The organism is Verrucomicrobiota bacterium JB022 (assembly GCA_030673845.1).
Lineage (GTDB): Bacteria > Verrucomicrobiota > Verrucomicrobiia > Opitutales > Oceanipulchritudinaceae > WOUP01.
Genome location: JAUTCQ010000020.1, coordinates 188,395 through 210,411 on the forward strand (window position 1 = coordinate 188,395; position 22,017 = coordinate 210,411).

Annotated in this window: 20 protein-coding genes; 7 read left to right on the top strand and 13 right to left on the bottom strand. The window is 63.5% G+C overall.

Annotation, left to right across the window (positions count from 1 at the left end; all coding sequences use genetic code 11):
• Nucleotides 1–153: 153 nt before the first annotated feature.
• The 3 genes from nifJ to Q7P63_16295 form a co-directional block, all read right to left on the bottom strand.
• On the bottom strand, nucleotides 154–3,693 hold the full coding sequence (gene nifJ, locus Q7P63_16285; GenBank protein MDP0501652.1) for a pyruvate:ferredoxin (flavodoxin) oxidoreductase: 3,540 nt from the start codon (nucleotides 3,691–3,693) through the stop codon (nucleotides 154–156).
• Between the two features lie 268 nt (nucleotides 3,694–3,961).
• A complete protein-coding gene (locus Q7P63_16290) occupies nucleotides 3,962–4,816 on the bottom strand; it encodes a hypothetical protein (protein ID MDP0501653.1) in 855 nt (284 codons plus the stop codon).
• A gap of 111 nt (nucleotides 4,817–4,927) precedes the next feature.
• Nucleotides 4,928–5,452 (bottom strand): hypothetical protein, encoded by a 525-nt coding sequence (locus Q7P63_16295; GenBank protein MDP0501654.1) that lies wholly within the window; start codon nucleotides 5,450–5,452, stop codon nucleotides 4,928–4,930.
• 250 nt (nucleotides 5,453–5,702) lie between these two features.
• Between Q7P63_16295 and opgC the strand changes: the two genes are divergently transcribed.
• A complete protein-coding gene (gene opgC / locus Q7P63_16300; protein ID MDP0501655.1) occupies nucleotides 5,703–6,941 on the top strand; it encodes an OpgC domain-containing protein in 1,239 nt (412 codons plus the stop codon).
• Here the strand turns inward: opgC and Q7P63_16305 are convergent.
• Nucleotides 6,856–8,235: a replication-associated recombination protein A gene (locus Q7P63_16305; protein ID MDP0501656.1), complete on the bottom strand. Its 1,380-nt coding sequence runs from the start codon at nucleotides 8,233–8,235 to the stop codon at nucleotides 6,856–6,858. The genes opgC and Q7P63_16305 overlap by 86 nt on opposite strands.
• 52 nt (nucleotides 8,236–8,287) lie before the next feature.
• Between Q7P63_16305 and thiD the strand changes: the two genes are divergently transcribed.
• The 3 genes from thiD (at nucleotide 8,288) to Q7P63_16320 (ending at nucleotide 11,069) form a co-directional block, all read left to right on the top strand.
• Complete coding sequence (gene thiD, locus Q7P63_16310) at nucleotides 8,288–9,082, top strand: bifunctional hydroxymethylpyrimidine kinase/phosphomethylpyrimidine kinase (protein MDP0501657.1); 795 nt, start codon at nucleotides 8,288–8,290, stop codon at nucleotides 9,080–9,082.
• Nucleotides 9,057–10,730, top strand: a complete 1,674-nt coding sequence (locus Q7P63_16315) for a ComEC/Rec2 family competence protein (protein MDP0501658.1) — start codon at nucleotides 9,057–9,059, stop codon at nucleotides 10,728–10,730. Before thiD ends, Q7P63_16315 begins: the two co-directional genes overlap by 26 nt.
• 81 nt (nucleotides 10,731–10,811) lie before the next feature.
• Nucleotides 10,812–11,069 carry a hypothetical protein gene (locus tag Q7P63_16320; protein ID MDP0501659.1) on the top strand — a complete coding sequence of 86 codons (258 nt, stop codon included), beginning with the start codon at nucleotides 10,812–10,814 and terminating at the stop codon, nucleotides 11,067–11,069.
• A 3-nt stretch (nucleotides 11,070–11,072) separates the two neighbouring features.
• Here Q7P63_16320 and Q7P63_16325 read toward each other — a convergent pair whose 3' ends face one another.
• Nucleotides 11,073–11,846, bottom strand: a complete 774-nt coding sequence (locus Q7P63_16325) for an endonuclease/exonuclease/phosphatase family protein (protein MDP0501660.1) — start codon at nucleotides 11,844–11,846, stop codon at nucleotides 11,073–11,075.
• Nucleotides 11,847–12,019: 173 nt separating this feature from the next.
• On the opposite strand from Q7P63_16325, the gene Q7P63_16330 reads away from it, so the two are divergent.
• The 3 genes from Q7P63_16330 (at nucleotide 12,020) to Q7P63_16340 (ending at nucleotide 13,811) form a co-directional block, all read left to right on the top strand.
• A complete protein-coding gene (locus tag Q7P63_16330; protein MDP0501661.1) occupies nucleotides 12,020–12,820 on the top strand; it encodes a thymidylate synthase in 801 nt (266 codons plus the stop codon).
• A gap of 2 nt (nucleotides 12,821–12,822) precedes the next feature.
• Nucleotides 12,823–13,299, top strand: a complete 477-nt coding sequence (locus Q7P63_16335) for a dihydrofolate reductase (GenBank protein ID MDP0501662.1) — start codon at nucleotides 12,823–12,825, stop codon at nucleotides 13,297–13,299.
• Nucleotides 13,300–13,394: 95 nt separating this feature from the next.
• Nucleotides 13,395–13,811 (top strand): secondary thiamine-phosphate synthase enzyme YjbQ, encoded by a 417-nt coding sequence (locus Q7P63_16340; protein MDP0501663.1) that lies wholly within the window; start codon nucleotides 13,395–13,397, stop codon nucleotides 13,809–13,811.
• Between the two features lie 52 nt (nucleotides 13,812–13,863).
• Here the strand turns inward: Q7P63_16340 and Q7P63_16345 are convergent, their stop codons facing one another.
• The 8 genes from Q7P63_16345 to Q7P63_16380 all read right to left on the bottom strand — a co-directional run.
• Entirely contained in the window at nucleotides 13,864–15,369 is a 1,506-nt protein-coding gene (locus tag Q7P63_16345; protein ID MDP0501664.1) for an NADH-quinone oxidoreductase subunit N, read from the bottom strand.
• 9 nt (nucleotides 15,370–15,378) lie between these two features.
• A complete protein-coding gene (locus Q7P63_16350; GenBank protein MDP0501665.1) occupies nucleotides 15,379–16,974 on the bottom strand; it encodes an NADH-quinone oxidoreductase subunit M in 1,596 nt (531 codons plus the stop codon).
• Nucleotides 16,975–16,978: 4 nt separating this feature from the next.
• The gene (locus tag Q7P63_16355) at nucleotides 16,979–18,898 is read right to left on the bottom strand and encodes an NADH-quinone oxidoreductase subunit L (protein MDP0501666.1); all 1,920 of its coding nucleotides are present in this window, start codon (nucleotides 18,896–18,898) and stop codon (nucleotides 16,979–16,981) included.
• Complete coding sequence (nuoK, locus tag Q7P63_16360; protein ID MDP0501667.1) at nucleotides 18,898–19,218, bottom strand: NADH-quinone oxidoreductase subunit NuoK; 321 nt, start codon at nucleotides 19,216–19,218, stop codon at nucleotides 18,898–18,900. Before nuoK ends, Q7P63_16355 begins: the two co-directional genes overlap by 1 nt.
• A complete protein-coding gene (locus tag Q7P63_16365; protein ID MDP0501668.1) occupies nucleotides 19,218–19,763 on the bottom strand; it encodes an NADH-quinone oxidoreductase subunit J in 546 nt (181 codons plus the stop codon). Before Q7P63_16365 ends, nuoK begins: the two co-directional genes overlap by 1 nt.
• Nucleotides 19,764–19,835: 72 nt before the next feature.
• On the bottom strand, nucleotides 19,836–20,378 hold the full coding sequence (locus Q7P63_16370) for an NADH-quinone oxidoreductase subunit I (GenBank protein MDP0501669.1): 543 nt from the start codon (nucleotides 20,376–20,378) through the stop codon (nucleotides 19,836–19,838).
• 21 nt (nucleotides 20,379–20,399) lie between these two features.
• Entirely contained in the window at nucleotides 20,400–21,497 is a 1,098-nt protein-coding gene (locus Q7P63_16375; GenBank protein MDP0501670.1) for an NADH-quinone oxidoreductase subunit H, read from the bottom strand.
• A gap of 3 nt (nucleotides 21,498–21,500) precedes the next feature.
• A partial coding sequence (locus tag Q7P63_16380) for a molybdopterin-dependent oxidoreductase (GenBank protein ID MDP0501671.1) occupies nucleotides 21,501–22,017 on the bottom strand: 517 nt, incomplete at its 5' end.

A 22,017-nucleotide genomic window follows, 5' to 3' on the forward strand; every position in this document is an offset into this window, starting at 1 on the left:
ACGAGGGTCACGGTAAGCTGAAGGTTTAACCTGAACTTCACAACCGCGCGTCCATTCGTCGCACCAAATGGGCGGCAAGACAACCCGAAACAGAAAAACCCGCCGGACGCGAAGCCCGACGGGTCGTAGATTCATCTCAGACTCAGGATAAAGCTACTTGTTGCTGTCTGCGAGGTTCTGTAACAGAGCAAAGCGCTGGTGCAGGTGACGCTCGGAGATGTCGGCCAGCTCGTTGGCCCGGTCGGCATTCTTGGCGCGCAGCATCTTGAAGCGGTTTTCGCTGAACATGAAGTCGCGCAGCGGCACGGTCGGCGCCTTGGAGTCGAGCTTCAGCTCGCCCTTGCCCTCGTTCGCATCCGGGCGGTAGCGGTAGAGCGGGAAGGCAGCCGTCTTGACGGCTTGCTGCTGGTGCACCGGGCCGTCGCAGAGGTTGAAGCCCTGGCTGATGCAGTGGGCGTAGGCGATGACAAGCGAGGGGCCGTTGTAGGCGGCGGCTTCGGTCAGCGCGTTGATCGTCTGGCTGTCGTTGGCGCCGAGGGCGATCTGGGCGACGTAGACGTGGCCATACATCATGGCCTGCAGGCCGAGGTCCTTCTTGTTCGTGGCCTTGCCGGCGGCGGCAAACTTCGCGATGGCACCCATCGGGGTGGCCTTGCTGCTTTGGCCGCCGGTATTGGAGTAAGTCCCCGTATCGAGCACGAGCACGTTGACGTTGGCCCCGCTAGCGAGCACGTGGTCGAGACCGCCGAAGCCGATGTCGTAGGCCCAGCCGTCGCCACCGACGATCCAGACGCTCTTGTCGACCAGGTAGTCGGCAAGGGTATCCAGCTCGCGGGCTTGCGGGGTGTTCATCTGGCGCAGCCACTCACGCAATGCGGCGACCCGCTTGCGTTGGCCGACGATGCCGAGCTCGGAACTTTGGTCGGCATTCAACAGCTCTTCGGCCATTCCTTGGTAGAGCTGTGGGCTCACCTGCCGGAGCAGCTCCTGGGCGCGGCGCTGGTGGGAGTCGACCCCGAGGCGCAGGCCGAGGCCAAACTCCGCGTTGTCTTCAAAGAGGCTGTTGGCCCAGGCCGGTCCCCTGCCCTCTGCGTTGGTCGTATAGGGTGTGGTCGGCAGGTTGCCGCCAAAGATCGACGAGCAGCCGGTGGCGTTGGCGATGATCAGGCGGTCGCCGTAGAGCTGGGTGAGCGTCTTGATGTAAGGCGTTTCACCACAGCCGGCGCAGGCGCCGCTGAACTCGAAGAGCGGGGTGCGGAAGTTGACGTCCTTGATCGTGTTGCCGAGCAGCGAGGCATCGGGCTCCGGCAGTTCGAGGAAGAACTCGAAGTTGCGGGCCTCTTGTGCGCGGATGGGCAACTGCTCGACCATGTTGAGCGCCTTGTGGTTCGGGTCGGTCTTGCTCTTGGCCGGGCAGATGGCCACGCAGAGGTTGCAACCGGTGCAGTCTTCGGGCGCGACCTGGATGGAAAAGGCGTGGTCGGGCACTTGCCGCGAGCGGAATCCGGTCGACTTGAAGCTTTCGGGCGCGTCTTCGAGGCAGTCCTGGTGGTAGAACTTGGCGCGGATAGCTGCGTGCGGGCAGATCGAGACGCACTTGTTGCACTGAATGCACAGGCCGCTGTCCCACTCCGGAATCTCTTGGGCGATGTTGCGCTTCTCGTATTTCGTCGTGCCGGTCATCCACACGCCGTCGACGGGGAAGGCGCTGACGGGCAGCATGTCGCCCTTGTCGGCGAGCATGATGGCGGTGACGCGCTGCACAAAGTCAGGGGCATCGTCGCCGACGAGCGGCATGCGATCGAAGGTGGCATCGACTTCCGCCGGCACCGTGGCGCGGTGGAGGTTGGCCAGCGAATCGTCTACGGCCCGGCAGTTACGGTCGACAATGTCGGCCCCCTTCTTGCCGTAGGTCTTGCGGATGGCGTCCTTGATGTTCTCGATCGCCACTTCCTTGGGCATGACCTTGGCCAGCGCGAAGAAGCAGACTTGCATGATCGTGTTGATGCGGGCACCGAGGCGGGCCTCACGGGCCACCTTGTAGGCGTCGATCACGTAGACATCGAGCTGCAGGTCGATGATCTGGCGCTGCACCGTGGCGGGCAGGCGGCTCCAGACCGTTTCGGCGGAGTACGGGCTGTTGATCAGCAGCGTGGCTCCCTTGGCCGCCAGCTCCAGCACATCGAGGCGCTCGAAGAAGCTGAACTGGTGCACGCCGACAAACTGGGCCTTCCGAATCAGGTAAGGCGCCTTGATCGGGCGAGGCCCGAAGCGCAGGTGCGAGGTGGTGACGCCGCCAGACTTCTTCGAGTCGTAGACAAAGTAGGCTTGGGCGAAGTTGCTCGTCTCGTCGCCGATGATCTTGACGGAATTCTTGTTGGCGCCGACGGTCCCGTCGCTGCCGAGGCCGTAGAAGACTGCCTGGGTGGCGCCTTCGGGCTCGAGCGCAAATTCCGGGTCGTGGTCGAGCGAGAGGCCCGTCACGTCGTCGCGGATACCGGCGGTAAAGCGCACCTTCGGGTGAGGCCGGGCAGCCTCTTCAAAGACGGCCAAGGCCATGGCGGGCGTAAATTCCTTGGAGCCGAGGCCGTAGCGGCCACCGATGATGCGGGGCAGGCCGGTGCGGTTGCCCAGCATCTGGGCTTCGGCAAAGGCGCCGACCACATCGAGGTAAAGCGGTTCGCCGAGCGCGCCGGGCTCCTTCGTCCGGTCGAGCACGGCAATGTTGCGCACCGTCTTGGGCAGGGCGGCGACGATGTCTTCGCCTACGAGCGGGCGGAAGAGGCGGATCTTCAGCACGCCGACCTTCTGGCCTTGGGCGCGCAGATGATCCACCACGCCTTCGAGCGTCTCGGAGGCCGAGCCCATCACGACCACGACCGTCTCCGCCTGCGGGTCGCCCACATATTCATAGAGGTCGTATTCGCGGCCGGTGACCTTGGCGAAGCGCTGCATGGCGTTGCGCACAATACCCGGCACGGCGAGGTAGAAGCTGTTGGCGGCCTCACGGCACTGGAAGAACACGTCGGGGTTCTGCGCGGTGCCGCGTACGCTCGGGTTATCGGGCGTCAGCGCGCGGCGGCGGAAGGCGTCGATTGCCTCCAGGTCCACCATTTCGCGCAGCTGATCGTCGGTGATCGGCGTAAAGTGGTTGATCTCGTGCGAGGTGCGGAAGCCGTCGAAGAAGTGCATGAACGGCACGCGGCTCTCCAGCGAGGCGAGGTGGGCGATCGCCGCCATGTCGTGCGCCTCCTGCACGCTGTTGGAGGCCAGCATGGCAAAGCCGGTCTGGCGGCAGGCCATCACGTCGCTGTGGTCTCCGAAGATCGAGAGCGCGTGGGTCGCCAGGCTCCGTGCCGTCACGTGCATGACGAACGGGAGCAGCTCGCCCGCGATCTTGTACATGTTGGGGATCATCAGCAGGAGGCCCTGAGATGCCGTGAAGGTGGTGGTTAACGCACCTCCCATCAACATGCCGTGGATCGCACCGGCTGCACCTCCTTCGCTCTGCATTTCCACAACCGAAGGGGTACTGCCAAAAAGGTTGGGGCGGCGCTGGGCAGACCATTCGTCGCAACTCTCCGCCATCGGCGTCGAGGGTGTAATGGGGTAAATGGCGATGGTTTCGCTGAGGCGGTAGGCCACCAAGGCAGCCGCTTCATTACCATCCAGGATAGCTCGGGTTTCGGTCATCGTCTTCCTCTTTGTATAAGCATGGCTAAAACAATGATGACCCAGCGTCAACGATAACTAATCCATTGCGCAAAGATTTGCATCGCACGAAAACGCTTTCGCGATTGGGACCGACGGGCGAGAACCAGTCGCAAGCGTATTTTTTACTACCTGCGAAAGAGGCACTTATAAAGCCACCGCAATCGCCTCCATCAGGCGACCTTATCCCTCGAACCTACCTTAAGGTTCGTCACTCGACGGGCAGGCCGATCACCTACCCTGCTGATCTTCAAGCACTGACCGCTTCCGCGCCTTCGGCAGGGCTTGCCGCCGCCGACGGCGCCAGCCCCAGGGCCGAAATCGCGACGTCCATAGGCCCAAAGGCATTTCTGGCGAGCTCGATCGTCTCTGCATCGAACAGTTCGCGAAAGTCGGGATCGTCCGCATAATGACGCCAGCGCTGGTGCACTTTCATCGCCGCCGCATCGTCTGCACAGGCCATAAAATCGAAAGAACTGCCCCCCGCCGTGTCCGGCACGCAAGCAAATCGGGCATCGTCGAACGGGACCCCAAGCTCTGCGGCCAAGGATTGCCGATAAGCGCAGCTTTTCGTCCACTCCGGGTAGCTGACCGGAATGACACGCCCCGGCAGCACCCGCCGACGCCCGAGGAACTGCCGCGCATGCTGCTTCCAGATACGCAGGGCAGTGCCGAGCGTCACGATGTAGCTAGCCACGCCGGAATCGCGCTCGAAGAGGCCAAAGCGCCGCCGGCTGGCAAAAAGGTTGAAGGGGTCGCGCAGGATCAGCAGATCAGTCCGCCGCGCCGAGCCGCCCACACCGGGTGTCTCCCGCGTTTCCGCCAGGCGCCTCAGATACACATCTTCGTAACTGTGCACCAGCCAGTCTTTGGGCTGGTGACGACCGGCGCGCTCGGCTGCGAGGTCGAAGCCCGGCAAATTGCTGGCACAGACCTCCTGATCGCCCAAAGGCCGCGCCGTCTCGAACGGGTTCTGGCCCGGCTCGGCACAGTTCAGGAAACACCGGCGGCCGGGCATTTGATGGAGCAGCCAGTCAATGATCGCGTGATTGCCACTGCGCGACATTCCGATTACGCGCACCTCGTGTCCGTTGGTCAGCATCATACCCCTGAGCGGAGGGATGCACCAGAAGCTGGTCAAACAAAATCGAAACCCACATGCCGTTGTGCGGCAGCAGCTTGCAGCGGCAGCAGCCTGCAGCGGCAGCAGCCGATATTAATCAGGCACCAGCACTGTCAGGTAGGGGGCACGCGCATGCAGCGGCTCCCACACGTCGCGCGGGGCGTTGGCCGCCAACTGGTTGAGCAACGCCTTGAGCGCCATGCGCAGCGCCTGCCGCTCGCCCGGCTCCAGCGAGGCGTCGGCAATGCGCGCCAGCAGCCGCTCCGCCTCCCGGACTTCCGGGGCAGCGTGGAAGCCCATCCGCCCGAGCCCATCGGGATGGGCAGACTCTGCCTCGATCTCGGCAAAATACCAATGCGCGCGCCCGTAGGCGAACAGTCGCCCCCAGAGCGGCAGGGCAAACACCGCCAGCGCGCAGCCCAGCACGGAAGGGTCTTGCAGGCCGAAAACCATCCCCGCCACCCCGACTATGCCCAGCCCAAGGGTGGTGGCAAAGCCCGCGAGGCAACTGAGGTAGCACAACAGGTGACTTCGCCGATAAGGCACCTCCGCCAGCATGTGGCGATACCAAGGCAGTTGTAGCCACCCGAGGCGCAGTTTCGGCTCCGTTGCATCCATACTTTGCCTTTTAGCATAAGGGTGGCCAATGCAGGGTAGTGGCCGCCTCACGACGCTTACCCGCCCTTGCGCCCGGGCATTTTGCCTGCCCAGCGTTATCCCGACATGCAGAACGCCGATCCCCTAGCTGGCACATTGCGGGTTGCCCTCGGGGCAAAGCGGGGTAGAACGGTAGCTTTCTTCGGGCAGCCTGTAGCGGCACACAAACTGCATCTTCAGCGCTATGCCCGCCCTCACCGCCGAACCTGAGATGGCTCCTGCTACGACGCCGCAGCTCGCACCCCAGACGGTCACCGCCACCAAATCGCCACCGGCCCCCACCAAGCCCGGTCGCGACATCCGTCTGGATGTGCTCCGCGGGCTATTTCTGGTGCTGATGACGGTCAACCACATCCCGAACCCGTGGCACGATCGGGTAGTGCAGCCGGTGGGCTTTCTCTCGGTGGCTGAAGGCTTCGTCTTTATGGCGGCTTATCTCTGCGGCGTCATCTTCACCAAGCGCATCGCGGAGAAGGGTTACGCCTTTGCCCGACGGTTCGCCAGCAAGCGTGCTTTGACGATCTACGGCTGCCACGCCGTCTTGCTGCTGATCGGCTTCTTTGCAGCCTGGCAGATCGGCCCCAGCCCGCAGCCCACCGCCTGGATTTTTGACCGAGTACTGCACGACCCGCTGGGCGCGATCTTTACCGGCCTCACCTTGCTCTACCAGCCCTCGTTTTTCGACATCCTGCCGATGTACATCCTCGGTGTATGGGCGACCCCATGGGTGCTGCGCCATACGCAAGAGCATGGCTGGTGGAAGTTGGCGGCAGTGAGCGGCCTCGTCTGGCTGGCGGCGCAGTTTGGTCTCAAGGACGTGCTGCAAAGCGCCTTGGCGGCACATCTGCCGGTCTACATGGGCGCGTTCGACATATTTGCGTGGCAGGCCCTGTGGTTGGGCGGCCTCTTTCTCGGTCAACAACAATGGCTGGCTCGCGAACGCACCGGCCAAGCCCTGCGCGTACCGCGCCGCTGGGCGCTGGTCTCGCTGGTGGCGGTGGTCGGCTTTATGGCATTGCGGCATGCCCTGCCCCACCTAGAGCCCATGTGGTCGCACGCGATCTACCCGGTGATGGACAAGTGGCACCTCGCGCCCGGTCGGGTGCTGAACCTCGCCGCGATGGTGGTCTTTGTCATGAGCTTCAGCCCGCCGCGTCTGCCGGCGCTGCCGCCTTTCCGCTTCCTCAACGTAATCGGGCGTCAATCCCTCCCCGTCTTTACCGCGCACGTACCGCTGGCGGTGATCGGCGTCACCTGGGTGCACGTTTACCAGCCGAGCATGTGGTCGATCACGGGCTACTACCTGGCCTGCCTCACCCTGTTGTGGGCGGTGGCACGTTTCTACGAGCTGCGGAAGAACCCTGTCAGGAAGCGTCCTCGGACCGACGTTGTTTCTTCAGTTGCCTCCACCGCGCCAGACGTTCCGCCACATGCTGTTCCGCCCCGTTGACCTTGGGGCGGTAAAACTGCTGCGGGCGCTCCATATATTCCTGCCCGCTGATGCCTTCCGCAAATTCGTGGCTGTACTGGTAGGTAGCCCCGTGGCCGAACGACTTGTTGAGCTTGGTGTGGGCATCGCGCAACCACAGAGGCACACCTTGTAGACCTTCCTTGCGGATAGCAGCCTTGGCCTCGGCAATCGCCAACGTGGTGGAATTGCTTTTGGGGCAGGTGGCGAGGAAAACGACGCAGTGGGCGAGGTTCAGCTCGCACTCCGGCAGGCCCACTTGCTCGCAGGCCTGGAAGGTGGCGGTGGCCAGCGAAAGCCCGCGCGGATCGGCCATGCCCACGTCTTCGGAGGCAAAGATCACCAACCGGCGGGCGATGAAGCGAGGGTCTTCTCCCCCGATCAACATCTTCGCCAGCCAGTAGAGCGCCGCATCGGGATCGCCGCCGCGCATGCTCTTGATGAAGGCCGAGGCGGTATCGTAGTGCTCGTCTTCGTCCGCATCGTAGCGGATCTGCCGCTCGCGCGCAAAGGCCTCCAGCGCCTGCTCGTCGATCCGGCTGGCCAGCCCGGCAGCCAGCACCAGCGTTTCCAGCGCGTTCAAGGCACGGCGCAGATCGCCGTCGCACAGCTTGGCCAGAGAGCGCAGCACACCCTCCTCCGCCGTCACCCGCATGTTGCCCAGGCCGCGCTCGGTGTCCACCAGCGCCCGCTCCAGCACCGTCACCACATCGTCGAGCGGCACCGGTTCGAGCTTGAAGAGATGGCTGCGGCTGAGCAGAGGCGGGTTGACGTAAAAGCCGGGGTTATGGGTCGTAGCACCGATCAGGCGCACATGCCCCGCCTCCACGTCGGGGAGCAGCAGGTCTTGCTGGGCCTTGTTGAAGCGGTGGATCTCGTCGATAAAGAGGATCACGCGCTCCTCGGGCCGGGAACGGGCATAGCGCAACATGTCCCGCAGCTCGGCCACATTCGAAAGCACGGCGTTGAGGCGCAGGAACCGACTTTTGGTCTCGTGCGCAATCACCTCGGCCATGGTCGTCTTGCCGCAACCCGGCGGACCATAAAACAGCACGCTGCCAAAGGTATCGGTCGCGATCAGCCGGGGTAGCAGCGAGCCGTCCTCCAGCAGGTGGCGTTGCCCGGCCACCTCCGCCAGCGAACGCGGCCGCATCCGCGCCGCCAACGGCAACCGGGCGGGGGGCGTAGCGCCTTCTGCCGGCACGGGTACGGCGGGGCCTTGGCTACGAGCACTGGGCGGCTCGCCAAACATGTCTGTTTGTTCACCTGACGACATGCTCTATCCATGCCGTATTGCGCACTTGCTGACAAGGGGTGAATGCGGTTTCATGAGCAAGATGTCTCCCGAAATCCTTCCTGCAGTGGTCAGTATCGCCACGACCGACTCCGGTTGCGGTGCCGGCATCCAGGCCGACTTGCTGACTTTTGCGGCCCGCAACACCTTCGGCACCACGCTCATCACTAACCTCACGGCCCAGAACCCGGACGCGGTGCTCGCCATCGAGGAGCTGAGCAGCGAATTCATCGAGGCGCAGTGGAAGGCGCTGCACGGCTTTTTCGACCTCAAGGCGATCAAGACGGGCATGCTGTTCTCGGAGCGCGTGATCCGGTTGGTCGCGGGCTTTTTGCGGGAGGTGGAGATCCCCATCGTGATCGACCCGGTGATGGTCTCGACCAGCGGTGCCGTGCTGCTGCAGGAGGAGGCGATCGAGGCCCTGCGCGAAGAACTGCTGCCGCTGGCGACCGTCATCACGCCCAACCTCGACGAGGCCAAGGTGCTGCTCGGCTGGCGCCCGGAGACGAAGGCCGACATGGGGCGCGCGGCGGCAAAGCTGGCCAAGCTTTTCGGCACCGCAGTGCTGCTGAAGGGCGGTCACCTGGAAGGCGAGGCCGAGCTGGTGGATGTGTTGCATTGGGGCGACGGCGAGCAGCGGGAGTTTCGCCACCTGCGCATCGACGGGGTAGACACCCATGGCAGCGGTTGCACGCTCGCCAGCGCGGTGGCCGCCGAACTCGCCAAGGGCTACCGGCTGGAGCTGGCGGTAGCGGAAGCACTCACCTACCTGCACCGGACCCTCGCCCAGCCGTTGCAGGTCGATGGACGTCGCTACATCAACCACTAACGAACCCGGGCGGCCCTTCCTTTGGCGCACCCCATTGCTCTGGGTGCTGCTGCCGCTGCTGGCCGGTTACATCGCGGGTGAGCAGTGGCCAAGCCTGCCCATGTGGGTGCCGCTCGTCTTCGCGATTGCGTTGCTTGGCCCCCTGGCGGTGCTGACGTGGCGCGACCGGCTTTCGACGCGGGCCTTTGCCGGGCTGTGCCTGACCGCAATCGCATGCCTGAGCCTCACTTATTACCTGGACCGCCGGGCCCCAACCTTACCGGAGGGCTGGGAAGGCCTACCACCACGCGAGATCGTCGCCACCGTCCAGATCGAGCGCCTTTTCAATCACTACCGGCCCGACCAGCCGCAACGGGGCTTGGCCCGCCTGGTCCAAACCTCCGGGGTCGAGACACCGCTGCAGGGCTACCGGATCGTTTTCGAATGGCCTCGGGGTCGGGAGGTCGAGCTGGGCGCACGCTATGCGATTACGGGCGTGTTGGCAGCGCGGGATGCAGAAGGCGGCTTTGGGCGCTATCTGGAGCGGCAGGGCGTGCCGCTGGCACTCGACCGCTTGCGCCATGTCGAAAAGGCCGCCCCACCCTCGTGGTTTGCACAGGCTCAAGGGGCGGCCCATGACCGCCTGCGCCGCGCGCTGATGCCGCAGGGCTTCGCCGACACGCCGGCCCGCCGGATGCTTGCGGCCATGCTGTTGGGTGAGACGGAGCTGTTGCCGCCGCAGGAGCGCCTAAACTTCATCGCGTCGGGTACGCTTCATTACTTTGCAATCAGCGGTCTGCACGTCGCGGCGGTTGCGGCCACGCTCGATTTGCTCCTGCGCGTGTTGCGGCTGCGCACGGGCACCCGCACGATCACCGCCCTGCTCCTGCTCGCGCTTTATATCTGGGCGACCGGGCTGGCGGCCTCTGCCGTGCGCGCGGGCCTGATGATCGGCTTCTGGAGCCTCGCCACGCTCACCCGCCGCCAAGCGGCTTCTCTGCCCGCGTTGGTCGGGAGCGCCGTGCTCGTGCTGCTGTGGGATCCGCGCCAGCTGTGGACGCCGGGCTTCCAGCTCTCGTATCTGGTGGCGGCGGGCATCATCCTCTACGGGGTGCCGCTCGCCCGCTGGGGGCAAGAGCGCTGGCTGCTCTTCCCGTGGTTGCCGCGGCAGGACTGGAAGTGGCACCACCACTGGCGGCAGAACATCGTGCGCGGTCTGTGGAGCGCCTTGAGCATCAGCCTCGCCGCCACGCTCGCCAGTTGGCCGCTCTCGCTGCTCTACTTCGAGGTGTCGAGCCCGGGGGCGTGGCTGCTGAATGTGGTGCTGGCCCCGCTGGCGAGCCTCGCGGTGGCAGCGGGTGTGCTGGTCGTCTTGCTGGGCCTGGCAGGGGCGGCACCGCTCGCGCACTTCTTTGCCCACGCGGCGTGGCTGCTGCTCGATGCCATGAACCGCACCATCGCTTTATTTGTCTCGTGGCCGCTCAGCACCGAACGGCGCAGCTGGTATTTCGACCTCGCCGGGTGGGTCTGTATGGCGGGGAGCGTTGGGCTTTTCTTCTTTTTGATCGTGAGGAAAAAACACGTAACTCCCCCGGGGCGTATCGCGTGGTTCTTCCCGGTCATCTGGAGCCTGGCGTGTATAGTTTGCCTCAGCTACCGGCCGGGATAAAACCTTGACTGATGTTAGCGGCTTGCCAGCTTCATCCCAGCCAGTATGAATGAGGATATGAAATCGGCTTATGACTTGGCTATGGAACGTTTCCGCGACCCCTCCGACGGTCAGGAGAAGCCGTTGACCGAGGCGCAAAAGACCGCGATTGCCGAAGTGGATCGCAAGATTCAGGCCCGCCTGGCCGAGCTGGATATCATGCGCCAGAAGAAACTGGCCAACGCCCGCGCCCAACGCGACATCGCTTCGATCCAGGAGACCGATGAGCATTGGCGCCGCGACCGCAAGGCCCTTGAGGCCGAGCGCGAAGCAGAAAAGGACCGCATCCGCCGCAACTAGGCTTTAGTCGGCAAAGCGGAAATCGGCCCGCAGCAGCTCATGGTCGGCCGCATCGGTCGGCACCACCTCGCAGGCTTCCACGCGCAGGAGGCGGTTGTAGAAAAGGTGGTCGAGCACGTAGGGCATGCGCTTCCACGTAATCTGCTGCGTTTGAGCCGCCTGATAACCGGCCTGCACGAATTGCTGGACGAGACTCTCGCGCGGGGCCGAATTCATGTCGCCCCCCAGAATGGTCGGCAGCTCGGAGTCGCGCAGGTAAGCCTCCACCTTGTCGCGCTGCCCCCGGTGGGCATCGCTACTGTGGTTGATGATGAAAAACGCCTGCAGGTGGGCGTTGAAGAGCCGCACGCGTCGCCCCGCCAGTTGAGTGGTCGCCGAGAGCATCAGGCGGGCAGTAGGCCGGGTCGGAGCGCCGTAGAAGTCGAATTCCAGGTCGGGCGGCGGCAGGTCGATGCGCTCCACTTCCTCAACGGGCGTGCGGGAAAAGATCGCCTGCCCAAAGCCGAAGGGCAGCTCCGCATCGTCGTAGCGGGGGTAAGAAAATACGCTGTGATAGCCGGGCAGCAGCTCCTTGAGCCGCGAATAGTTGGGCGGTGGCTGCGCCTGCATGTCGTCGAGCTGCACGCGCTCGACTTCCTGCAGGAAAATAATATCGGCATCCTGCGCCAGTAACACCTGCGCGCTTGCCTTGAGGTCGATCGGGGCGTTGTCGGGGTCAGCAGCATCCCAGACCTGCCCATACTGCATGTTGAAAGTAACGACTCGGAAGGAATTCATCGGGGACGGCGCAGCGCCAGTAGACAGAATCGGGAGACCACAAACGAAGCAGAAGCAGCTCTAAACGAGATGCTTACTATGCGCGCGCGAGGCCCGATGGCAAGCAATATGGTGCCCCGCGCCGGTCCAAAGGACTGGACCTGCCACCGCTTTCGTGCCTAAATCTCATGCCCATGCAGGCATACCTCGACTTGTTGCGGCACGTGCTCGAAAACGGCGACCGGCGGATGGACCGCACGGGCGTCGGCACCCTTTCGTATTTTGGGGCCCAATGCCGCTACGACTTGCGGCAGGGTTTTCCGCTGCTCACGACGAAGAAAGTCTACCTGCGCGGCATCATCCACGAGCTACTCTGGTTTTTGCAAGGCGATACCAACGTGCGCTACCTGCAGGAAAACAAGGTGCGCATCTGGGACGAGTGGGCCGATGAAAAAGGCGACCTTGGCCGGGTCTACGGGGCCCAATGGCGCGACTGGCGAGCCCCCGACGGTCAGGCGATCGACCAGATACGCCAGGTGGTGGAAGGCCTGCGCAAAAACCCGGCCAGCCGCCGCCTGATGGTGGTGGCGTGGAACCCGGGCGAGGTCGACCAGATGGCGCTGCCCCCCTGCCACGCACTCTTCCAGTTTTGGGTCAACCAAAGCCGGGGCGAGCTGAGCTGCCAGCTTTACCAGCGCAGCGGCGACCTCTTCCTCGGCGTGCCTTTCAACATCGCCAGCTACGCCTTGCTGACCTTGATGATGGCCCAGGTGGTGGGCCTCAAACCGGGCGAGTTCATCCACACGCTGGGCGATGCCCACATCTACTTGAACCACCTCGATCAGGTGAACGAGCAGCTCTCGCGCGAACCGCGCCCGCTGCCCCAGATGCACCTCAACCCCGAGCGCACGGAGCTGGACCAGTTCCGCTACGAAGACTTCACGCTCACGGGCTACGACCCTCACCCCGCCATCAAGGCCCCCGTCGCCGTCTAGCCATGCCGCAGCCCCCCTGGAAAGCCATTGCCGCCATGTCCGAAAACGGCGTGATCGGCCACCACGGCAAAATCCCCTGGCACCTGCCGGAGGACTTCAAGTGGGTGAAGCAGTGCACGCGCGGCCAAACCATCGTGATGGGCCGCAAGACCTTCGAATCGCTTGGTCGTCCCCTGCCCCAGCGCGAAAACGTGGTCATCAGCCGAAGCGCGAGAGAGATCGAGGGCTGCACTGTGCTGCCATCGCTCGATGCTCTGCGCGTCTTCGATGCCCGGGGCGATATCTGGATCTTTGGCGGCGAGGAAATCTACCGGCAGGCCCTGCCCGACGTGGGCGACCTCTACCTGACGGTGGTCAAGCGCTTGGCCGAGGGCGACGCCTATTTCCCGGAGTTCGAGGAGCACTTCATGCTGGAGGCGGTCTTGCGCGACGAGCCGGAGTTCCAGATCCGCCACTACCACGCGCGCACCTGCGCCTGAGAAGCGGTTTGCAAAAGCTTCAGAGGCGGCCCCGGCGATCCCTCAAGGTGGGCTCACACGTTGCGAAGCAGGGAAAAGGCGTCAAGCTTGCCTGGATGAAGTCCTACCGCAAAGAGCTGTGGTTCAACGCCCCGCAACGTCGACAGATCATCCCCATCACCCCGCAGGTGGAGGAATGTCTGGCCGAGAGCGGCATCACCGAAGGCCTCTGTCTCGTCAACGCGATGCACATCACCGCCAGTGTGTTCATCAACGACAACGAGAGCGGCCTGCATGCCGACTACGACAAGTGGCTGGAGAAGCTGGCGCCCGAGAAGCCTTACGAGCAATACGCCCATAACGGCTTTGAGGACAATGCCGACGCGCACCTCAAGCGCACCATCATGGGCCGCGAGGTCGTGGTGGCGATCACCGAGGGCAAGCTGGACTTCGGCCCGTGGGAGCAGATCTTTTATTACGAGATGGACGGTAAACGCCGAAAGCGCGCCCTCGTAAAAATCATCGGGGAGTGAGACATACGCCCACTCCCCGAGAGTCAGAAACTTGAACTGTGCGCGGCCTGCCCTACGAAAGCAGGCCGCCTTGGTAGAGGCCCAGCACGACGCTCGCGAGCGCCAACCCGGTCAGCAGCGCACGGCTGCCAAACGTCGGCACAAGGATCGGCGCGGGCTCGCCCTGCAGCTCCGGCTGGCGAGCCGAAACGGCGGCACGCAGCCAGCCAAAGTAGTAGTAGATCGAGATCACCACACCGATCAGCACGAAGGCCACCAGCAGGTAAAGCTTGGCCTGAAAGGCGGCGACGATGATCGCAGCCTTGGCCACAAAACCGGCCAGCGGCGGGATACCGGCGAGCGAGCCGAGGCCCACTGCGAGGATGCCGCCCAGGAAGGGCGAGCGCTGCATGAGGCCGAGGTAGAGGTCGCGGTCTTGCGCGGCATCTTCACCCGTCGCAACGTGGGCCATGACGCCAAAGACGGCGAACGAGGCCAGAGCATACGTGACGAGGTAGAAGAACACGGCAGCGAAGGCCCAGTCGACCCCGCGCATCGCGGCGAGAATACCCACGAGCAGGATACCGGCGTGCGCGACCCCGGAGAGGCCCATCACGCGCTTCACGTTTTGCTGGCCAATGGCAGCGATATTACCAAATGCGATGGTGAGCAGTGTCATGATCCCGATGATCGGAACCATCGTAGCTTCCAGCGCGAGGAACGGGCCGGTCAGCAAGGCGTAGAGCAGGAAGAAGCCCATCGACTTGGACGAAACGGCGAGGAACGCAGTCGTCGGCGTCGGCGCACCTTGGTAGACGTCGGGGATCCAGTATTGGAAGGGGAAGCTGCCGATCTTGAAGCAGATACCCACCACCACGAGCAGCGCGCCGATCACCACCAGCGGGTTGCCGGTGTTTTGGGCGATGAAGCTGCCGAGCTGGTCGAACTGGAAGGGATCGATGGCCGTGCCCACCCCATCGGGGTTACCGGCGGCGCCGTAAAGCAATACGATACCGAACAGCAGCAAGCCCGAGCTAAAGCCGCCCATGATCAGGTATTTCAGGCCTGCCTCAAGAGAGAAGCTGCTGTTGCGGCCATACGCCACGAGGATGTAGAAACCGATGGTGACGGTCTCCAGCGCCACAAAGAACGACACGAAGTGAGTCGTCTGCGCGAGCAGCATCATCGCAGCCGTGATGATCATCACCAGGTGATAAAACTCGGCGCGGGCCAGCGGGCGGTTCTGCAGGTACAGATAGCCGATGAAGCACACCAGCGTGGAGCAGCCCACAAAGAAAATGCGCATCAGGTGCCCGATGTCGCTGGGCTGAATGGCCCCGGCGAACAGCGCAACATCGCTCGTCGGCAGCTTGCCAGTGCAATAGGCGAAGATCAGGCCCGCGAAGATAGCAGCCTGGCCACCAATGGCGATGCGCAGCAGCCAGCGGTCGCTCTTCGGCACGAAGAGCTCGACGGCGAGCAGCACGAGGGCGAGGGCCGCGAGGATAATTTCGGGCAAGAGCCACGACCAATGGTGGCTGCTCGATAATTCGGAAAGGATCTGCAATTGTGCGTCCATGGTCAGGCTCTAGTGGGCGTGATCGGTGACGGTGGCTGTCGCGACCGGGGCGTCGTTGACCGGGTATTGCTTGGCCAGCGCCGCATCCAGTTGATCGGAGAAGCCGCGGGGCCAGATGCCGACCGCCAGCAAGACGGCGAGCAGCAGCAGCGCAGGCCACTTTTCCCAACCTTCGAGGTCGCCCGTGCCAGCCAGGGCAGCCTTGGGCTCGCCGAAGAAGATGCGGGCCACCGCGCGCAGGGCGTAGATGGCGGAAATGACGATACCGGCAATGGCGGCCACGGCCACCCACGGGTGCGGGCTTTGCCAGAGGGCGGTGAAGATCACCAGTTCGCCCCAGAAGTTGGCGAAGCCGGGCAGGCCGATGCTGGCCATGGTGGCGGCGATGAACAGACCACAGAGAACAGGGGCCGTTTGCGCCATACCACCCAGCTCGCGCATGTCGCCCGTCTGGCCGCGGCGCTCGACGGCGTCGGCCAGGAGGAACAGGAGCGCAACGGAGAGGCCGTGGGCAAACATCATGAGCACGGCACCACCTGCACCCATCACGCTGAAGGCGTAAATACCGAGGAAGGCGTAGCCCATGTGCATGACGGAGGCATTACCGAGCATGCGCTTGAGGTCGTCTTGCGCGATGGTCACGAGGCCGATGATCAGCACGTTGCCGAGCGCGAGCCACATCAGGAGCTCGCCATAGCCGGCGAGGCCCGAGGGCAGCAGCGGCACGGCGATCTGGATGAGGCCGTAGAGGCCGAACTTCTTCAGCACCCCGGCGTGCAGCATGGCTGCGGGCGCGGGAGCCGTCGAGTACGCGGGCGGCGCCCAAGTGTGGAAGGGGAAGAGCGACACGAGGATGCCAAACCCGATCAGCAACAGCAGGAAGATCTGCGTCGGCGCGGTGCCGGTCGCGAGCGCTTCCTGCAGCGCGATGAGGTTGAAGGCGGTCGCCCCACTGGTCACGTAGAGGGCGACGAGGCCCCCGAGCGTGATCATCGCGCCGAGCGTCAGGTAGATCGTCAGCTCCATCGCGACCACCTTGCGGCTGGAGAGCGTGCGGCCCCACATCGCGATGAGGATGAAGGTCGGGATGAGCGCGAACTCGTGGAAGAAGTAATAGAAGAAGAGGTCGACGGAGCTGAAGATGCCCATCAGACCGCTTTGCATCACCAGCAGCAAGAGAAGGTAGAGCGGCTGGCGCTCCACTTTGCTGCCGATGGCGTAGGCGCCGGCGGCGAGGCCGACGATGCCTGCGAGGACATACATCGGGGCGCTGATGCCGTTGATGCCCAGCATCAGTTGGATGCCGAGGGACTGGGCGAGGCCGAGGTCGGCCTGCCAGAGGAATTGATACTCACCGGCTTCGGCCACGGACACGTAGGTCGCAGCGACCCAGAGGGCGCACCAGGCAGGCACGGCAAAACCGATCCACGCAACGAGCTTGGTCGCGCCAAGGGGCAGCTTGCTGCCACCAAAGGCGATCACCAGCGCGCAAACGGCAGGCACGAGGATGGCCAGCAGCATGTGCAGCGAGGCCAACGAAGGCGAGGCGCTGTGCGTGGCTTCGAGGAAGCCGCTGAGGGCGGGGAAAAATGCGAGCGGCGGCATGGCTTTAGAAGAGGTAGGTGAAGCCGCGGGTGGCCAGGGCGAAGAACAGGATGACCCCGCCGAAGAACCACCAGACGTAGGCAGACGCGTTACCGGTGTGCATCCGGCGGAACAGCATGCCCAACCCGCCGACGACGCCGGCTGGCAGGATGCGGGTGCCGATGCCCGAGATCAGGAAGGTGTCGAGGAAGTCCATGATGCCAGCGACGCGGGCCTGGACTTGGTTGACGTACCACAGGTAGGCCTCGTCGAAGCCGAACTTGCTGCGCGAGAGCGCCCAAAGTGGCTTGGCCTTGGCGGCCAGCGCGTCTTCGGTGCTCTTCGGGCCCCAGATGACGAAGGCCAGGCCGAGACCGCCGAGAGAAGCGACCGCCGAGATGATCAGCATCAGCGTGGCGTCGCTGGCGCCGGGGTGCGGCACAGCAGAGGCGAGGAACTCCTTCACCGCCGGGGCGTAGACCGGCAGTTGCGCGGCGTAACCACCCACGACGGCCAACACGGCCAACACGACGAGCGGCAGCACCATCGTCCACGGCGATTCGTGGGCGTGCTCCGCATGTTCGCTGCGGGGCTTGCCCAGGAAGGCGATGTAGAAGAGGCGCCCCATGTAGGTGGCCGTCATCACTGCGGTAATCGTCAGGATGATAAAGGCGGGGAAGCAGGCTTCCTTGGCCACGTAAAGGATGGCGTCTTTACTGAAGAAGCCAGCCAGATACGGGATGCCGGCGAGCGCGAGCGTGCCGAGCAGGAAGGTGATCGTGGTGATCGGCATCTTCTTGGCCAGGCCGCCCATCTTCCAGATGTCTTGCTCGTGGTGGCAGGCATGGATGACCGAGCCTGACCCGAGGAACAGCAGCGCCTTGAAGAACGCGTGCGTCGTCAGGTGGAACATGGCCGCGCCGAGGCCGTACCAGACGGCGTGGCCGTGGTGACCAGCCCCGTGAGCATCGCCTTGGCTGAGGCCGTAAAGCGTGCCGAAGCCGAAGGCCGCGACCATGTAGCCGAGCTGCGAGAGCGTCGAGTAGGCGAGGATCTTCTTGATGTCGTTCTGCGCGAAGGCCCAGAAGGCGGCGCAGACGGCGGTGATCGTGCCCACCCAGCCCACGACGGTCAGGGCTTCGGGCGTAAAGAGGAAGTAGGTCCGCGCGAGGAGGAACACGCCGGCCGCGACCATCGTGGCGGCGTGGATGAGCGCCGAGATGGGGGTCGGGCCCGCCATCGCGTCCGGCAGCCACACGTGCAGCGGCATCTGGGCCGACTTGCCGAGCACGCCGCAGAAGAGCAGCAGCGCGATCAGGGTCGAAGCCTCGGGATGCAGCGCTTCAAGGCCCACCAAGCTGGTGGTGCCGAAGGTCCAGAAAGTGATGATGATGCCGAGCAGGAAACCGAAGTCGCCCACGCGGTTGACGATGAAGGCCTTTTGCGAGGCGCTGGCGGCATCCTTCGTCTTCAGGTAGTGGCCGATGAGGATGTACGAGCTGTAACCCACGAGCTCCCAGAAGATGAAGAGCATGAAGAGGTTTTCGGCCAGCACGATGCCAAGCATCGAGAACATGAAGATCGAGAGGCCACCGAAGAAGCGGGCCTTGCGATTATCGTCGGCCATGTAGCCGAGGCTGAACAGGTGGATCCAGAAGCCCACGAACGACACCACAAAGAGCATCAGGGCCGACACGCCGTTCAGGTAGAAGCCGAGGTCGAGGCGGAAGGGCGCGAGCTCGAGCCAGGGCACGGCGACGTGGTAAGGCTCCCCACCCCACTGCGCGTAGAGCAGGTAGAGCGAGGCCACCATGATGATCCCGGCCGCCAGCACGGAGATGCCGGCCGCCACCTTGCCCTGCTTGTTGCCGAGCAGCCAGATGATGGCAGCGGCGACCAGCGGGGTCAGCAGGATGAGGGAAAGCAGCGAGGACAAGTCGTTCATTATTGCTTCATCCCTTTCAGTTCGCCGAGGTCCACCGTCTGACGACGGCGCCACAGGGCGACGATAATGGCGAGGCCGACCGCAACTTCGCAGGCGGCAATCGCGATAATAAAGAGTACGAACACGTTACCGCCCATCATGGGGTTCTCAGGGGTAGCGTTGAAGCGCGAGAATGCGATGAGCGCCACAATCGAGGCGCTCAGCATCAACTCCAGGCTCATGAAGACCACGAGCACGTTGCGCCGCAACAGCACGCCGAGGATCCCGGCAATGAAGAGCAGGCCGGAGACGGCAAGGTAATGGAAGAGGCCGACGGTCATCATACCGAGCCTCCTTCCTTGCGCGTCGTGGCCGGGCGGTAGTTTTTACTGATCACAATGACGCCGAGCATGGCAATGAGCAGGAGCACGCCCGCTACCTCGAAAGGCAGCAGATATTGCGAAAAAAGCACTTCGCCGAAGACGCGGGCCGTCGCTGCCGGGGCTTGGCCGCCGGCAAAGGATTCGGCGGGCACGCGCTCGGGCAAGACGAGTGTGTCGGCCTGCAGCACCACAAACCAGCCTACCGTGAGGCCGGCGGCGACGATCGCGCTGCCGAAGGTGGGCAGCATGCGCGGGCGTGGCAGCTTGGCCGGGTCGATCAACATGATGATGAAGAGAAACAGCACCACGATCGCACCGGCGTAGACGAGCACTTGCAGCACCGCGAGGAAGAAGGTCTCCAGCAGCACGAAGAGGCCGGCCATGCCGATGAACGACAGGATCATGTTCATCGCGGCATTCACGGGGCTACGCGAAAGCGCGACCAGGAATCCAGCGATCACGGTCAGGGCGGCGAAGAAGAAGAAAAGCCAGTCCGTTACCATCAGCGAGGGGGAAGTAAAAATTCCGTAAGCGAGGTTTGAAAGGAAAAAAGCTGCACGGGGCGGCCTTCGAGACTAGTGGTGCGGGTTGCCCTCCAGCTCGGCCTGTTTCTTGCGGTCCCACTTGTAATAGGGGTCCGGCAGGGTGCCGCCGAGTTCGTAGAGCTTCTGCTTGTTGTTGACCATCTCTTCGCGGCTGTAGCCGGAGAGGGAGTAAATATCCTGCAGCCAGATCGCCTCCTCGGGGCAGACTTCCTGGCAAAAGCCGCAGTAAATGCAGCGCAGCATGTTGATCTCGAACTCCTTGGGGCCTTTCTCCACGTGGCGGCTTTCCGACTCTTCCGGGATTTCGCCCGGGGTGATGCGGATTGCCTTGGGGGGGCAGACGAATTCGCAGAGCTGGCAGGAGACGCACTTCTCGCGGCCATTGGGATCGCGCACGAGAGTGGGCACGCCTCGGTAGCCCGGCGGGATTTCGGGGCGCTCCTCGGGGTATTCGAGCGTCACCGTCGGCTTGAACATGTTCTTGAAGGTGATCTTCAAGCCTCCGACGACTTGCGGCAAATAGCTGCGCTCCCAGATGCTCAGCGGCTTGCGTTCAACGACTTTGGTGGCCATGGGCGGTTGGGGGCAAATGGTTTAACCCTCGATGAGGGCGATGATAATGAGGTAGAGGACGAAGTTGGCGACCGCGAGCGGCAACAGCTTCTTCCAGCCAAGGGTCATCACCTGGTCGTAGCGGAAGCGCGGGAGCGTCCAACGGACCCAGATGAAGAGGAAGATCAGCGCGCAGGTCTTGCCAAGGAAGACGAGGATGCTGAGGGCGGCCCCGAGGATGCCGGCGGGCATCGTGATCCAGGGCAGGTTCCAGCCACCGAGGAAGAGCGTCACAAACACACCGGAGCCGATGATGATGTGGGTATACTCGCCAAGGAAGAAGAGGCCGAACTTGAAGGCGCCATACTCGGTGTTGAAGCCGGCCACGAGGTCGGTCTCCGATTCCGGCATGTCGAAGGGCGCACGGTTCGTCTCGGCAAAGAGCGAGACGAGGAAGATGAGAGCGCCGAGCGGCTGATAGAAGATCGTCCAGGCCGGAAGCACGCCCCACATGTGGTTGCCCTGCGCCTGCACGAGGTTGAACAGGTTGAGGCTGCCACCGGTTTCGGGCGCGAACCACATGAACACGGGCAGCAGGGCGAGGCCCATCGCCAGTTCGTAGGAGATCATCTGCGCGCTGGCGCGGATGCCGCCGAGGAAGGGATACTTGGAGTTGCTGGCCCAGCCGGCGAGGATGATGCCGTAGACGCCGAGCGAGCTGACCGCGAGGATGAAGAGGATGCCGATGTCGACATTGGCCAGCACCAGCGGCATGGCCTGTCCATCCACGTAGTACACACCAAAGGGCAGTACCACCATGGTGATCAAGGCCGGAGCGAGAGAAATCATCGGCGCCAGCACGTAGTAAAACTTCTTCACGTGGCCAGGAATCGGGTCTTCCTTAAAAAGGAACTTCACCCCGTCAGCCAGCGGCTGCCAAATGCCCAGCTTAACCAGCATCGGACCGATCACCGGCAATGCAGACAAGCCCGGAAGTGCGGTACGGTTTGGGCCGACACGGCCCTGGATCCAGCTTGCAATCTTGCGCTCGGCCAGCACGGAGTACCCGGCGATCGTCATGACTACAGCGACCATGACGAGGGCATAAATGACTTTGAGCAAAATATCGATCCAGTCCATGACTTAGAATTTCGAGCTGGCGGCCAGTTCCGCTTCGGGTTCGTAGTGCCAGCTGAGACCTTCGCAGAACGGCAGGCTGGCATAGGCCGAGCCGTCGAGCAGCAGGCCGGTTTCCGGGATTTTGTTAAATTGGACGTCCTTGAGCAGTTCGACGCGGGAACTGAGCTCCTCCCAAAGCTGAGGCAGCGTGGGGCGGCACGGCGTGCCACCGGCGCACTCAGCCAGAAGCGTATCGAGGATGTACACATCCGGCATCAGTCCAGCCGGGCCGGGAATGGCCTGGTGGAACTTTTGCAGGCGGAACTGCTGGTTGACGAACGTGCCGGTTTTTTCAAACACGGTCAGCGTCGGCAGAAGCACACGAGCGAGGTCGGACGTGCCGTTGCGGTGCGTGCCCAGGTAAATGACGTTGGCCTTCTTCAGAAGCTCGGGCGGCAGGCCCGCGGGAATCAGGTCCTCGCCATAGCTGACGATGGTCTTGATCTCACCGGCTTCGAGCTGGCTGCGAAGCTTGCTCAGG

Coding starts and splice junctions, on each gene's coding strand:
- Q7P63_16305 (MDP0501656.1), bottom strand. CDS start 8,235: ATGTCGTCAGGTGAACAAACAGACATGTTTGGCGAGCCGCCCAGTGCT.
- Q7P63_16335 (MDP0501662.1), top strand. CDS start 12,823: ATGCCGCAGCCCCCCTGGAAAGCCATTGCCGCCATGTCCGAAAACGGC.
- Q7P63_16340 (MDP0501663.1), top strand. CDS start 13,395: ATGAAGTCCTACCGCAAAGAGCTGTGGTTCAACGCCCCGCAACGTCGA.
- Q7P63_16325 (MDP0501660.1), bottom strand. CDS start 11,846: ATGAATTCCTTCCGAGTCGTTACTTTCAACATGCAGTATGGGCAGGTC.
- Q7P63_16365 (MDP0501668.1), bottom strand. CDS start 19,763: ATGGTAACGGACTGGCTTTTCTTCTTCTTCGCCGCCCTGACCGTGATC.
- thiD (MDP0501657.1), top strand. CDS start 8,288: ATGAGCAAGATGTCTCCCGAAATCCTTCCTGCAGTGGTCAGTATCGCC.
- nifJ (MDP0501652.1), bottom strand. CDS start 3,693: ATGACCGAAACCCGAGCTATCCTGGATGGTAATGAAGCGGCTGCCTTG.
- opgC (MDP0501655.1), top strand. CDS start 5,703: ATGGCTCCTGCTACGACGCCGCAGCTCGCACCCCAGACGGTCACCGCC.
- nuoK (MDP0501667.1), bottom strand. CDS start 19,218: ATGACCGTCGGCCTCTTCCATTACCTTGCCGTCTCCGGCCTGCTCTTC.
- Q7P63_16295 (MDP0501654.1), bottom strand. CDS start 5,452: ATGGATGCAACGGAGCCGAAACTGCGCCTCGGGTGGCTACAACTGCCT.
- Q7P63_16355 (MDP0501666.1), bottom strand. CDS start 18,898: ATGAACGACTTGTCCTCGCTGCTTTCCCTCATCCTGCTGACCCCGCTG.
- Q7P63_16320 (MDP0501659.1), top strand. CDS start 10,812: ATGGAACGTTTCCGCGACCCCTCCGACGGTCAGGAGAAGCCGTTGACC.
- Q7P63_16370 (MDP0501669.1), bottom strand. CDS start 20,378: ATGGCCACCAAAGTCGTTGAACGCAAGCCGCTGAGCATCTGGGAGCGC.
- Q7P63_16330 (MDP0501661.1), top strand. CDS start 12,020: ATGCAGGCATACCTCGACTTGTTGCGGCACGTGCTCGAAAACGGCGAC.
- Q7P63_16375 (MDP0501670.1), bottom strand. CDS start 21,497: ATGGACTGGATCGATATTTTGCTCAAAGTCATTTATGCCCTCGTCATG.
- Q7P63_16290 (MDP0501653.1), bottom strand. CDS start 4,816: ATGATGCTGACCAACGGACACGAGGTGCGCGTAATCGGAATGTCGCGC.
- Q7P63_16345 (MDP0501664.1), bottom strand. CDS start 15,369: ATGGACGCACAATTGCAGATCCTTTCCGAATTATCGAGCAGCCACCAT.
- Q7P63_16315 (MDP0501658.1), top strand. CDS start 9,057: ATGGACGTCGCTACATCAACCACTAACGAACCCGGGCGGCCCTTCCTT.
- Q7P63_16350 (MDP0501665.1), bottom strand. CDS start 16,974: ATGCCGCCGCTCGCATTTTTCCCCGCCCTCAGCGGCTTCCTCGAAGCC.